Origin of the sequence: Yoonia tamlensis (assembly GCF_900115105.1) — a bacterium.
Taxonomy (GTDB): Bacteria; Pseudomonadota; Alphaproteobacteria; order Rhodobacterales; family Rhodobacteraceae; genus Yoonia; species Yoonia tamlensis.
This window is the reverse complement of sequence record NZ_FOYP01000002.1, coordinates 166,706-179,806: the sequence shown is the minus strand read 5'-3', so window position 1 is coordinate 179,806 and position 13,101 is coordinate 166,706. Positions and strand designations below refer to the sequence as shown.

Below are 13,101 nucleotides of genomic sequence, written 5' to 3'. Positions count from 1 at the left end.
TCACATGTTTGAAGGAATCCTGATTGGCCTGCAAACGGCCCTGTCGCTGCAGAATATTATCATGGTGATCGGCGGTTGTTTGATCGGCACGTTCATCGGAATGCTTCCCGGGTTGGGGCCGATGTCAATCATCGCGATTATGATCCCGATTGCCATTTCACTGGGTGATCCGTCTGCCGCTCTGATCTTGCTTGCGGGGGTCTACTACGGCGCCATCTTTGGCGGATCAACATCGTCGATCCTTCTGAATGCGCCAGGCGTTGCGGGCACCGTCGCCTCGAGCTTTGACGGCTACCCGATGGCAATGCAGGGTAAGGCCGGCAAGGCGCTGACAATTGCTGCCATCGCCAGCTTTGCCGGTGGCACGATTGGGGCCATTTTGCTGATGATCTTCGCGCCGATGCTTAGCTCTGTGGCGCTGCTCTTCCATTCGGCCGAATATTTCGGACTGATGGTCGTGGGTTTGTCGGCCATCGCAGCCTTTGCGGGCAACGGTCAGGTTGCCAAGGCTTTGATGATGACCGTGCTGGGGCTGATGATGGCAACTGTCGGGCTTGGGTCGCTGTTCAACATGCCCCGATTTACCGGTGGCATCATGGAACTGCAGTCGGGGTTTGGCTTTGTGACGCTGGCCATGGCGATGTTCGCACTTCCCGAGGCAATATTCCTTGTGCTCAAGCCGAAAAATCTGGGCGATAGCGGCGGCGAAATCAAAGACCTGCGCATTAGCCGTGCAGAGGCGCGCGCAATTGCGCCTGTCATCGGTCGTCAATCCGTACAGGGCTTTTTTATCGGCGTTCTACCTGGTGCAGGCGCAACGATCGCTTCGTTTCTTGGATACGCTGTTGAACGCAACATCGCGCCAAAACACGAACAGGCCGAATTCGGCAAAGGATCAATCAAAGGTCTTGCCGCGCCAGAAACAGCCAACAACGCCGCTTGTACGGGGTCATTCGTGCCACTGCTGACGCTTGGCATTCCCGGTTCAGGCACGACGGCTATCTTGCTCGGCGCGCTGATCGCTCTGAATGTTACGCCAGGGCCACGCCTTATGATAGACGAGCCGCAGATTTTCTGGGCAGTTATCATGTCGATGTTTATCGGCAATCTGGTCTTGCTTGTGTTGAACCTGCCGCTGATCCCCTACATCGCCAAGGTTCTTGCAATTCCGCGCAACTACCTGATCCCTTTCATCCTGTTTTTCACGCTTATGGGTGCGTATATCGGCCAGAATAACGCGACTGAACTATTGTTGCTGGTTGGGTTCGGGGTTTGCGGAATCGCACTGAAGTTCGCCAATTTTCCACTGCCGCCGCTGCTGATCGGTTTTATCTTGGGGGGTATGCTGGAAGACAACTTTGCCCGCTCGATGCAGCTTTATGGCGGGATATCATTCATTTGGGAAAGGCCAATGACACTGGGGCTGTTAATCATTGCAGTCACACTTGTGCTGCTTCCCAGCTTTCGCGCCATGCGCACACGTGCCAAAGGAAATTGAACACATAGACCCGCAGACCCGATCCAGGCACTTCAGGGGGGCATAATGAAAAAGGGCTTTCGATCTATCTGATCAGTCTCCGGTTTCAGGTAACAGCGCGTCAACCATTTTCAAAGTGGCCAGTAAGCTCGTGCGCTGATCGGGTTTTACGCCGATGTCATTTGGCTTTGTTCCGGTGCAGTTCGGCGCCCACGATTTCTTCGATGACGCGCGTGCAGACCCAATTGTCCCCGTCAGGGTATTTTGTGCGGCCCGCATGAAAGATTTGCATGGCGGCGGCAGCGGTATGCAGGGGAACGCCCAGTTCTTCGCCCAGCCCCATCGAAATGGTCAAGTCTTTGTGCATGGTATGGATGCTGCTGCCCGTGCCCGTGAATTGGCGGTCGATGATTTTCTCAAGGGCGTTGTTCACAACCCCACAACCGGCTGACGAGCTTGAGAAGACATCCAGAAGGACCTGACCCGATACCCCCGCCTTTGCCGCCAATGCCGCTGCTTCAAATGTCGCAGAAAATTGTGCGCCGATCAGCGATTGCAAGCAGGCCTTGACGGTTTGGCCATCCCCCGGGCGGTCGCCAACGCGGTGGATGTTGGCCGACACGGCCGCCATTACGGGGGCGTACAGGTCCAGAACGGCATCGGGCGCAGCGGCCATCATCGTCAGCGTGCCACCTTGAGCGCCGGGAAAGCCGCCCGAAACAGGTGTATCGATAAGGTGGATGCCGCTTTCGGCCATGTCAGCGCCAATAGCGCGCGCCTCATGGGGTTTGATCGTGGCCGTCAGGATGATTGCGCTGCCAGCTGTCATATGTGAAACCAAACCGTCTTTGCCCAACATCACCGAACGCGCCTGATCGCCGTTCATCACCATTACAAAGACGGCGTCGCATTCTGCGCCGATATTGCCGATATCGCGCGCTGCGATCCCGCCCATATCTATGAACGCCCCAAGGCGGTTGGGATCCAGATCAAGCCCGTAAGTTTCAAATCCGGATTTGATCAGGTTTTTGGCCAAGCCCGAGCCCATATCGCCCAGCCCGATTATACCACATTTCATGTTGTTATTCCCCTTTGCGTGTCAGCATCCCTACGGTGTTTCGTTCAAGACAACCGGTGTTCAGAATTCAGTGGCTGTCTCGCGGTTTGTTTTTGCGTGCCGTGTCGCGATAATTTGTGGCGTCCCGCAGGGTCATACCTGTGTCCAGCCCGCCGGTCAGTTCACGGAAATACTGCTGCCACGGGGTTTGGCTGTCTGGGATTTTATAGCCGCCTTGCGCAGTCAATGCTCTGGCCCGATCGGCAAGCTCATCCAAAGGGACAAGCATGTCAGCGGTCCCTTTGGATAGATCAAAGCGGACCCGATCGCCGGTTTGCAACAGGGCCAGTCCACCCCCGGTGGCAGCCTCGGGTGCGGCATTCAGAATTGACGGAGACCCCGAAGTGCCGGATTGGCGGCCATCGCCAACGCAGGGCAAGGCTTCGACCCCTTGCTTAAGCAAATAGGATGGCGCCCGCATGTTCACCACTTCTGCACCACCCGGATATCCCTTTGGCCCCGCACCGCGCATGAACAACACACAGTCCTGATCAATGTTTTCAGCAGGGTCATCGATCCGGCGGTGGAAATCCTCTGGTCCGTCAAAGACAACCGCGCGGCCTTCAAAGGCGTTCGGATCATCGGGGTTGGATAGATACCGTGCGCGGAAGGCTTCTGAAATCACACTCGTTTTCATGATCGCGCTGTCAAAAAGGTTGCCCTTGAGGTTTAGGAAACCGGCATCCTGCACCAAAGGCGTGGCGAGCGTACGGATCACATCGGTATTCGTCGCGGCACGCCCAATGCAGTTTTCGCCGATGCTGGCCCCGTTTGCGGTGATCGCGTCAGGATGGGGTAGCAACCCGCCTGCCATCAGTTCGGCAACAACCGCAGGCACGCCCCCCGCGCGGTGGTAATCCTCGCCCAGATATTTCCCGGCGGGCTGAAGGTTCACCAGCAAGGGCACCTTGTAGCCGAGCGCCTGCCAGTCATCATTATCCAGCGGCACGTCAAGATGGGCGGCAATGGCGTTCAAATGGATCGGCGCATTGGTCGACCCACCAATAGCCGAATTGATGACGATAGCGTTTTCGAACGCCGCGCGGGTCATGATGTCGGACGGGCGCAGGTCTTCGCAAACCATATCGACGATCCGCTTGCCGGTTTCGTAGCTGATTTGCGCCCGCTCGCGGTATGGGGCGGGGATGGCCGCGCTTGCCGGCAATTGCATGCCCAATGCCTCGGCCAGCGAATTCATCGTCGTGGCAGTGCCCATGGTATTGCAATAGCCCACCGATGGTGCGCTCGAAGCGGCGATATCAAGGAATGCGTCACCGTCGATTTCCCCGCGAGCCATCATTTCGCGCGCTTTCCAGATGACGGTGCCGGATCCTGCACGCTCGCCGTTCCACCAGCCGTTCAGCATCGGGCCTACAGACAGCGCAATTGCAGGAATGTTCACGGTCGCCGCGGCCATCAAAAGCGCTGGCGTGGTCTTGTCACAGCCGATGTTCAGCACCACCCCGTCAATCGGGTAGCCCATCAGTGATTCCACCAACGACAGGTAGGCAAGATTTCGGTCGAGATTCGCCGTCGGGCGTTTGCCGGTTTCTTGAATGGGGTGGACGGGGACTTCGATCGGCGTGCCACCCGCAGCGATGATCCCGTCGCGGACCCGCTTGGTCAGCGTGATATGATGCCGGTTGCAGGGCGATAAATCACTGCCGGTTTGGGCAATTGCGATGATCGGCTTGCCCTCTTGCAGCTCTTCTCGGGTTAGCCCGTAGTTAAGGTAACGTTCCAGATACAGCGCTGTCATCTCAGGGTCGCCGGTCCTTGCAAACCAGTCGCGGGACCGCAGTTTGTCTTTTGTCATCTTGGCCATGTCGGCAATCCTGTCTGATGAATTGAGTGTATATGATCCTACCATAATGCCTGAAAATGCGTGGCGCGAAACAAAAATCCTTGCGGCCATTTTCCGGACTTGTAGCGATAGTGTTTAAAATCACAAAGTTAACAAGGAAAATCTGACCATAGTTTTTCGTTGCTAAATAAAATGTTGAAGACTAGTTTGGTCGTACCAAAATGAAGATGCCGTTAAGGCAACGCGAAACGGACTATGGGAGGAACTGATGTCCATTCTTAACAAATTGACCCTTGCGGGTTCAGCCGCAGCACTGGCTATCACGGCTACTGCAGCTACCGCGCAGACGACCAATCTGCGGATCCAGACACACTTCAGCCAAGAGACACTTTCCGGACAAATGGCGGGCGAGTTCATCGACGATGTGACAGCAATGTCGAATGGCGAAATCCAGATCGAGATGTTCTATTCGTCTTCGGTTGTCGCATCAGCCGAGACATTTGATGCCGCTGCGACAGGCATTCTGGATTGCGACATGACAGGCGGTTCCTATCAGACTGGCAAGAATCCGGCATTCCAGTTCACAGGTGACCTGACGGGTGGCTATGCCAATCCCTATCAGCAATATGCATGGCTGCTGCACGGTGGCGGTTATGACGCGCTGAACGCGCTTTATAACAGCTACGATATGGAATTTGTCGGCTGGTGGATTCCTGGTCCGGAATCGCTGTCATCAACACGGCCGATTGCTGGTGTTGCGGATCTCGAAGGCTGGAAATTCCGCTCTCCTCCCGGTGTTATCACGCTGATCTTTGAGAAACTCGGCGCATCGCCGGTTGTGATGGACTTTAACGAAATCTTTACCGCGCTTGAAACCGGCATCATTGATGGTGCGGACGCGGCAAACCTGACCAACAATATCGGCTTGGGTCTTTATGACATTGCCGAGCACACGAACTATCCGGGCTTCCACTCTATGCCTGCGGACCACCTTGCTTGTAACAAAAGCGTTTGGGACGCGATGCCGGCCCACCATCAGGCTATCCTGAAAGTTGCCATGCAGGCTCTTGCGCTGAAGAACACCACGATCAACGAAGTGCGCAACGCCGAAAACTCTGTCACCTTGGCGGCAGAAGGTCTGAACATGTACCAGTGGTCAGAAGAGGACATGGCTGTTTATCGTCAGGCTGTTCAGGAAGCTTGGGTCGAATTCGCGACAACGCCAGAAAGCCAGAATTTGTTGAATGCGCATCTGGACTTCCTGCGCAGCATCGGCGCGATGGAATAGGTCCGCCAACGCAAGTGTGAAATTCGGGGCGGCATTCCGGTGCCGCTCCTTTCTATGAGGCACATGAAACGGGAGAGGGCGCTCTTGTTCATTGCAGCGCCTCTTTAGTCACTGTCGGGGAGAGCAGAGATGACAGACAAGCAAACCGGCGGGCCAGCCGAATGGATTTGGCCCTTTGCATTCTTGGTTTGTGCGGGGTGGCTTTGTTGGCACATTCCGGCGTTTATCCTGGATTGGTTCCCGCCTGAAAACGAAAGCCTTTTCATGCAAGTCTCGGAACTGCACACCCGCAAAGAGGTTCTGCAGGAAATGCCCGGCCTTTTCGGAGGTTTCGCCAATATTGTCGACTACGCGGCTTTGGCGCTTTTGCCCGTCGTCACCGTTCTCGGTTCCCGTTCGATTGTCGTGGCGCCGATGGAATTTGAACATTGGCGCCAGTGGGACCGTTTCGCGCTTTTTATTGGTCGCGTAACCATGATCATGATCATCACCATGACGATGGTGATGCTTTACGAAGTCTTTATGCGCTATGTGGTTGAAGCGCCAACCAAATGGGCCAACGAGCTGACCCTTTGGATCGCCGGTTTCATCTTCTTGTGCTCTGGTCTTTATGCCATGCAGCAGCGCAGTCATATCCGCATTACAATCCTTTACGATGTCGTGCCGCGCCCGTTGCGCAAGGTATGCGATGTCCTGTCCACTTTGCTCATTGTGATCTTTGCGGCTGGCGTTGTTTTCGGGAGCTACACACAGGTCTTTATCAACAAACTTTACCGCTGGGAGATGTTCGGAACAGCATTTGATCCGCCCATTCCAGCGACCATTCAACCCATGATCCTGATCATCATGTGCCTGATCGCGCTGCAAGCCGTGGCCAATCTGATCGCTGACTGGAACGTCGAGCCCGAGGTTTTTGTTGTCGACGAAGATGAAATCAATGCAATCAAACGCAGCGTCGGAGTCGAATAATGGATATCGGAACCATTTCAATCATTGTGGTTATGGGGCTTATCGTCCTGCTGGCGATCGGCATGCCACTGGGATTTGCCTCTGCGGTTCTGGCGCTTTTGGTAATGGTGCTAAAATTCGAACCCCAACTATTGGTGGCACCATGGACGTTTGGTGAAGGCATGCTGACCGGACGACCGGGAACCGGTCCGCTTTATCTTTTGACGCAAAAGATATTCGACCTCATGACGCAATATGTTCTCATCTCGGTGCCATTGTTCATCTTTATGGCTGCACTGCTCGAACGGTCGGGCATCGCCAAAGAGATGTATAATTCGTTGAACTTCTGGCTATCGCGAACACGCGGCGGGATCGCAATTGTCACCTCTTTGATGGCCGTCATAATGGCCGCAATGTCCGGAATTATCGGTGGCGAAGTGGTGTTGTTGGGTTTGATCGCGTTGCCGCAGATGCTGCGGCTTGGGTACAATCAAAATCTTGCAATCGGGACGATCTGCGCGTCGGGGTCTTTGGGAACGATGATCCCGCCGTCTATCGTTCTGATCATCTACGGCCTAATCACCGAAACTTCGATCAAGGCGTTGTTCACCGGCGCGTTTGTTCCGGGATTCATGCTGGCCATGATGATCATTGCCTACATCGTTATCCGTACGCAATTGCGGCCCCAAGACGCGCCGCTACCCGAACCGCAGCCAGGTGATCCTACGTCATCGGAAAAACGTGGCATGTTCGGCGGTTTTCTATCGCTTTTGCTGGCGGGCGGTGCTGCAATCTTGTTCGGCCGCGCATTGTTTTTCACCGTGACCGGCCAGAACATCATGGCCGAGGGCGAAGACCCGATCACAATGGGGATGACATCGCATCTGTTGCCGTTGGCAATTGCCGCTGCTGTGGGATTGGTGCTGGCCTTTTTTGTTTTCGGGCGAAAACGCACGATGTTAGGTTGGAAGCACGGCAAGGGACTTGTGCCGCCGCTGTTGGTGATCGGCGTTGTGTTGGGGTCGATCTACGGTGGTATCACCGGTATCACCGAGGCGGCAGGTATGGGGGCGTTTGCGGTCTTTATGATCGCCTTCTTTCGCGGCGAGGCCAGTGTCGGGCTTCTTTGGGACGCGATGATGCGTACCTTGAAATCGACAGGGACCATCATCTGGGTAACGATTGGCGCTGCGGCGCTTGCGGGGGCGTATACGCTCGCTGGCGGCCCGAACTACATCGCAAACCTGATTGTCGGTTCTGAAATGCCAACGATGCTGGTCCTTTTGACAATGATGCTGATCCTCTTGTTCATGGGGGCTTTCATGGACTGGGTTGGCATCGTTCTTTTGATCATTCCTGTCTTTCTGCCGATCGTGAAACGCTTGCCGATCGAGGAGATCGGATTTATCGGACAGCTTGAGCCGCAGCATATCTCGATCTGGTTCGGCGTCTTGTTCTGTATGAACATGCAGGTCAGCTTTTTGTCGCCGCCATTTGGCCCAGCGGCATTCTATCTGAAATCTGTCGCCCCGCCGCATATTTCGCTGACTGATATCTTCAAGGGGTTCTTGCCCTTTATCGGTGTCCAGCTGCTTGCGCTCGCGGTCTTGCTGATCTGGCCGAATATCGTGACTTTGTTGCTCTAGCAGACAGTTTGCGCAAAGACGCGCGGCCAGCCATCAAGAATGCCTTGTCGATAGTTCCAGATCCCTCTGAACAAAGACGCTAGAGTCATGTGTTCACTTGGGGTGATGTCGATTTTTTGTCAGACTAAATATGTCGTATTCGCATTTTTACTTGACGAACCTAGCTCTTTGCGTCCACAAATCACTTGTTTGGTCCGACCAAACGGACTGAGGGCAAGCAAATTCAGCCGTGTGTTCAAGTTAGATATTGCAGATATGGAAATTACTTGCTTATATGAAAATAACGATCTGCCAGAGGTTGGCCGATCGCAATAGCCTATGGGAGGCGGTTTGGCGTTTTGCCAAGCGAGAATTGGAGGATACTCGAATGAAGAAATTACTTGGTGCAGTTGCATCCGTGGCCATCGTTGCTGCCACGCAAGTTGCGGCAGACGGCATTACAATCGGCCTGTCTGTCGACCAGCTGTTTGAAAGCCGCGTTGCGGTAAACAACGGTATTCACGCCGAAGCTCAAGATCGCGGCTACGACGTGATCGAAGTGGTCGCAGATGGCGACGCACAGCAGCAGAACGCGCAGATCCAGTCGCTGATCGCGCAGGGCGTTGACGCAATTCTGGTCTGCGCCGTGGATCAAAATACCATTGAACGCGCGCTGATTGCCGCCAAGCGCGCCGGAATTCCGGTCGTAGCCTATGACCGCGATCTGCCCGATAGCACCGTTGTACAGTCGTTTGTCGGTCCGGATTCGCTTGTTGATGGGCGTCTGGCGGGTGAATACACCGCCGCCGCGCTGGCCGCATACGAAGGCCAGATCAACATTGTCGAATTGATTGGCGCGCTGAATGACCAGAACGGGATCGACCGATCACTTGGTTTCCGCGAAGGGATCGCGAGCCTCGAGAATGTGAACATCATCGAAGTGCCAACCGATTGGGCATCTGACCGCGCCCTGTCTGGCACACAAAACGCATTCCAGGCAACGCCTGACATCGCGGCTGTTTTTGCGGCGACCGACACGCATATTCCCGCTGTTGAAACCGTGCTGACAGATCTGGGTCGTCTTGTGCCCGTGGGCGAAGAAGGCCACGTTGTGATCACCGGTGTGAACGGGTCGCGTGACGGTTATGACGCCGTCATGTCTGGCACAGCGGATGCGTTTGTTGTGATGGGCACCGAAGCCACAGGCCGCACAGGTGTTGACCTTGTTGCGCGTATTCTGGCGGGCGAAACCGTTGAGCGGACAAATTACGTCGGTGGTCACCTGTACACAGCCGCCGACGCCGAGGCGAATGCCGCTAAAATCTGGGGTGCCCCGAAATAGGGTTGTACCACTTTGCGAAAACGCGCCCCTTGCATGCGGGGGGCGCGTCATCGTTCTGCTTTTGAAAAGCACATAAATGAAGGCCGTGATGACCCTACTCAGAACCTACCCCGCATTGGTGATTATCTGCGCTTTGGCCGTGGGTTTTTCGCTTTTGTCGCCCTATTTTGCCTCTGCGGGCAATATCGAGGCGATGCTTGGCGCAAACGCCGTTGTGTTGATTGCTGCGGTGGGCATGACGGTGGTGTTTCTGGCCGGTGGCATTGATCTTTCGATTTCGACGGTGATCAGCGCAAGCGCGGTTATGTCGGGCCTTGTGATGGCCGCGACAGGCAGCGTGGCCTTGGGCGCGCTTACCGCATTGGCAGTCGGGATGGTCTTTGGCGCGCTCAATGGCATATTGATCGGGTATTTCAGCCTGACACCTTTTATCACTACGATGGCAACACAGCTTATTGCGCGCGGGGTCGCATTTGTAATGAGCGCGGGGATCGCTGTGAAAGGCACGCCGTTCTTTATGCTGGATTTCGGGTTTATGGTCTGGTTCGGGATTCCGGCATTGACCATTGTTGCGCTGGTTGTGGTTGTGTTGGCGCTGGTGGCGATGGCGCGCACCACATGGGGGCGGCAGGTCATGCTTGTCGGATCAAACGCGCAAGCTGCGCGGTTCAGCGGGGTCAACGTGCCCGCCGTGACATTTAGCGTCTACCTGTTTTCCGGCGCAATGGGCGGGATTGCTGGGTTCATTTCCATCGCCAATCTTGGCAATGCAATTCCGGGTGTCGGTGACACGCTGCTGTTGATTATCATCGGCGCAGTCGTTCTGGGCGGCACCGGCATGGCGGGCGGCGAAGGGTCTGTCGGGCGCACGGTGCTGGGCGTTGGTATTCTTGCGATCCTGACCAATGGGCTAAACCTGCTGGGCATCCCGTTTTACGACCAGCTGATTATCCAGGGCATTCTGATTTTTGTCGGCACATGGATGGCCACGCGCTTTGGCTCTCGGAGAGAAATATGACCGATACACCCCGCCCCGTCGTTTCTGTACGCGACCTGAGCAAGGCGTTTGCCAGCAAGACCGTTGTTTCAAACCTGTCCTTTGATATTTTCCCCGGCGAGGCGCTGGCGCTTGTGGGCGAAAACGGTGCCGGAAAATCGACGACCAAAAACATGCTGTGCGGGCTTTTGACGCCAACCAGCGGTGAAATTCTGGTTGAAGACAATCCCGTCACCAAAGTGATCGGCGCAGAGCATGGTATTTCCGCGGTGCATCAGGAATTGTCCCTGTTCGGGTCCCTGACCGTTTCCGAAAACATCAGCATTTCAAATCTGCCGGGCCATGCGGCGCGGATCGACTGGCCCGCCGCCGAAAAAACCGCCCGCAATCAGATCGAATTTCTGGGCATTGAAATTGACCCGCGCGCGCTTGTCGAAACGCTTGGCGCGGGCAAACAGCAGATTGTCGAAATCGCCAAGGCGCTGCTTCACGCCAACAAGGTGCTGATCCTCGACGAGCCGACGACATCTTTGACCGCAATTGAGCGTGAAAAGCTGTTCGCGATTATCGACAAGCTGAAGGCAGGCGGGCTTGCGATTGTGTTTATTTCACATTTCATGGAAGAGATTTACCGCGTTTGTGACAGCTTTGTTGTGCTGCGCGACGGGCAGCAGGTCGGGCAGGGGCGACTTGCCGATGTGAACCAGCGCGCGCTAGAAGAAATGATGGTCGGGCGCACAATGGCAGATGCGCGGGTTGATCTGGCCGCCCCGACACAGGTGCCCGCGCTGGACGTGCGCGGGCTGTCATCCGCCGATTTCACGGGCATTGATCTGACCGTGAACGCAGGCGAAATTCTGGGGATCGCGGGGCTGATGGGTGCGGGCCGTACCGAAGTTGCCGAAGCTATTTTTGGCCTGCGTCCCGCAACCGGCGAGGTGCGGATCAAAGGTGAATTCGCGCCGCGCAATGTCAAAGCCATGATGGCGCGCGGTCTGTGCTATGTCACCGAAGACCGGCGCACCAACGGGTTGTTTCTGAACCGGCCCGTGCGCGAAAACCTGTCGGCGGCATCGATCTTGAAATTTGTGCAACGCAAACTGCGCGGATTCGGGTTTCAGGGCGAAAAAGCCAAGGCCCAAGACATCGTCGCGGATATGAATATCGCCATTCCGCATATCGAAAACAATGTCAGCGACCTGTCGGGCGGCAACCAGCAAAAGGTCATGCTGGGCCGCTGGCTTGCGACTTTGCCGGATATCCTGATCTTTGACGAACCGACAAAAGGCGTCGACATCGGTGCCAAGTTCGACATTCACGCGGCGATTGCAGATCTGGCGCGGGCGGGCAAGGCGATCATCATTGTATCGTCCGACCTGCCGGAGCTGCTGCATATCACGCACCGGATGGCGGTGATGCGCAAGGGCCGGATTGTCGGTGAATTCATGCGTGACGACTACGATTCAGTCAAAATCATCTCGTTGGCTGCCAGCGCAAAGGAGAGCACAAGCAATGCTGCTTAAGGGTTTACGCGACATCGCTTCGCGCCAGAAATGGGTTGCCATCGCAATGGCGACAATTGTGCTTGGCGGAATTCTTTCGGTCGTCTCGCCAGTGTTTCTGACACTTTCGAATTTTCAGGCAATCCTGGTGCAGGCCAGCGTGACATCGATCATGGCGATCGGGATGACGTTTATCATCCTGACGGCGGGGATCGATATTTCGGTGGGGGCCATTTTGTTTGTGACCTCGGCCTTGTTTGCGCAATTGATGATCAGCACAGAAAGCTATCTTTTGGCCTTTGGGGTGACGATCATCTGCGCGACTTCGTTGGGCGCGCTGAACGGGATATTGGTGATCCGCTTTGCGGTTTCGCCGCTGATCACGACGCTGGCCACCTATTCGATCTACCGTGGGGCCGCGATCCATTTGACGGGGGCGCAGAATATTCCGGTGCCGCGCGAAATGGGGTTTTTGGGTAACGGGCGTATTCTGGGTGTGCCGGTGCCGATCCTCATTCTGATCGCTGTGACCATTCTTGGCATCTATGTGCTGAACCGGACGCGTCTGGGGGTCTATGCCCGTGCGATTGGCAATTCCGAACGGTCCGCCAAGGAAACCAATCTGCCGGTCGGGCGGGTCACAGTGGCGATTTATGCGTTCAGCGGATTTGTGACAGGCATCGCGGGTCTGGTTTTGCTCGCGCGGGTTGGCGGGCTGCAATCGGGGATTGGTATCGGCATTGAATTTACGGTCATTGCGGCGGTTATCCTTGGTGGCACCAAACTGACAGGCGGGTCGGGTACGGTCATCGGGTCTGTTATCGGGGCGATCTTTCTGGTGCTGATCGACAACGGGCTGAACCTGATGAACGCGTCACCCTATATCTATGACATTGTGCGCGGGTCTGTTTTGTTGGCTGCGGTGGCGATTGACCGCTATTCTGCGGTGCGCCAACGTGCAGCACTTGATGCGCAGCGGGCCAGCCTGATAGCAAGCTGAG

At 55.7% G+C, this 13,101-nt stretch carries 10 protein-coding genes; 8 read left to right on the top strand and 2 right to left on the bottom strand.

From position 1 onward, the window contains the following. Positions 1 to 4: 4 nt before the first annotated feature. Entirely contained in the window at positions 5 to 1,498 is a 1,494-nt protein-coding gene (locus BM320_RS12785) for a tripartite tricarboxylate transporter permease (RefSeq protein WP_090200912.1), read from the top strand. A gap of 157 nt (positions 1,499 to 1,655) precedes the next feature. On the opposite strand, the gene BM320_RS12780 is transcribed toward BM320_RS12785, so the two are convergent. Together BM320_RS12780 and BM320_RS12775 are read right to left on the bottom strand one after the other, a co-directional pair. Then, a complete protein-coding gene (locus BM320_RS12780; protein ID WP_090200910.1) occupies positions 1,656 to 2,555 on the bottom strand; it encodes an NAD(P)-dependent oxidoreductase in 900 nt (299 codons plus the stop codon). Positions 2,556 to 2,622: 67 nt separating this feature from the next. Continuing rightward, complete coding sequence (locus tag BM320_RS12775) at positions 2,623 to 4,419, bottom strand: IlvD/Edd family dehydratase (protein WP_207496915.1); 1,797 nt, start codon at positions 4,417 to 4,419, stop codon at positions 2,623 to 2,625. A gap of 247 nt (positions 4,420 to 4,666) precedes the next feature. On the opposite strand from BM320_RS12775, the gene BM320_RS12770 reads away from it, so the two are divergent. From BM320_RS12770 to BM320_RS12740, 7 genes are all read left to right on the top strand, one after another. Beyond that, positions 4,667 to 5,686: a TRAP transporter substrate-binding protein gene (locus BM320_RS12770; RefSeq protein ID WP_090200908.1), complete on the top strand. Its 1,020-nt coding sequence runs from the start codon at positions 4,667 to 4,669 to the stop codon at positions 5,684 to 5,686. Between the two features lie 129 nt (positions 5,687 to 5,815). After that, positions 5,816 to 6,655, top strand: coding sequence for a TRAP transporter small permease subunit (locus tag BM320_RS12765; RefSeq protein WP_090200906.1), 840 nt, complete (start codon positions 5,816 to 5,818; stop codon positions 6,653 to 6,655). Then, complete coding sequence (locus BM320_RS12760) at positions 6,655 to 8,280, top strand: TRAP transporter large permease (protein WP_090200905.1); 1,626 nt, start codon at positions 6,655 to 6,657, stop codon at positions 8,278 to 8,280. Before BM320_RS12765 ends, BM320_RS12760 begins: the two co-directional genes overlap by 1 nt. A gap of 367 nt (positions 8,281 to 8,647) precedes the next feature. Further along, entirely contained in the window at positions 8,648 to 9,601 is a 954-nt protein-coding gene (locus BM320_RS12755) for a sugar ABC transporter substrate-binding protein (RefSeq protein WP_165615056.1), read from the top strand. Between the two features lie 88 nt (positions 9,602 to 9,689). After that, positions 9,690 to 10,619: an ABC transporter permease gene (locus BM320_RS12750; protein ID WP_165615055.1), complete on the top strand. Its 930-nt coding sequence runs from the start codon at positions 9,690 to 9,692 to the stop codon at positions 10,617 to 10,619. Next, complete coding sequence (locus tag BM320_RS12745; protein ID WP_165615054.1) at positions 10,616 to 12,121, top strand: sugar ABC transporter ATP-binding protein; 1,506 nt, start codon at positions 10,616 to 10,618, stop codon at positions 12,119 to 12,121. The genes BM320_RS12750 and BM320_RS12745 overlap by 4 nt, the downstream gene beginning before the upstream one ends. Beyond that, the gene (locus BM320_RS12740; RefSeq protein ID WP_090200896.1) at positions 12,111 to 13,100 is read left to right on the top strand and encodes an ABC transporter permease; all 990 of its coding nucleotides are present in this window, start codon (positions 12,111 to 12,113) and stop codon (positions 13,098 to 13,100) included. The genes BM320_RS12745 and BM320_RS12740 overlap by 11 nt, the downstream gene beginning before the upstream one ends. Position 13,101 lies beyond the last annotated feature (1 nt).

Bases quoted from the DNA above. Each gene is read 5' to 3' on its own strand.
- BM320_RS12760 (WP_090200905.1), top strand. From the start codon at position 6,655: ATGGATATCGGAACCATTTCAATCATTGTGGTTATGGGGCTTATCGTC.
- BM320_RS12765 (WP_090200906.1), top strand. From the start codon at position 5,816: ATGACAGACAAGCAAACCGGCGGGCCAGCCGAATGGATTTGGCCCTTT.
- BM320_RS12770 (WP_090200908.1), top strand. From the start codon at position 4,667: ATGTCCATTCTTAACAAATTGACCCTTGCGGGTTCAGCCGCAGCACTG.
- BM320_RS12750 (WP_165615055.1), top strand. From the start codon at position 9,690: ATGACCCTACTCAGAACCTACCCCGCATTGGTGATTATCTGCGCTTTG.
- BM320_RS12785 (WP_090200912.1), top strand. From the start codon at position 5: ATGTTTGAAGGAATCCTGATTGGCCTGCAAACGGCCCTGTCGCTGCAG.
- BM320_RS12740 (WP_090200896.1), top strand. From the start codon at position 12,111: ATGCTGCTTAAGGGTTTACGCGACATCGCTTCGCGCCAGAAATGGGTT.
- BM320_RS12755 (WP_165615056.1), top strand. From the start codon at position 8,648: ATGAAGAAATTACTTGGTGCAGTTGCATCCGTGGCCATCGTTGCTGCC.
- BM320_RS12745 (WP_165615054.1), top strand. From the start codon at position 10,616: ATGACCGATACACCCCGCCCCGTCGTTTCTGTACGCGACCTGAGCAAG.
- BM320_RS12780 (WP_090200910.1), bottom strand. From the start codon at position 2,555: ATGAAATGTGGTATAATCGGGCTGGGCGATATGGGCTCGGGCTTGGCC.
- BM320_RS12775 (WP_207496915.1), bottom strand. From the start codon at position 4,419: ATGGCCAAGATGACAAAAGACAAACTGCGGTCCCGCGACTGGTTTGCA.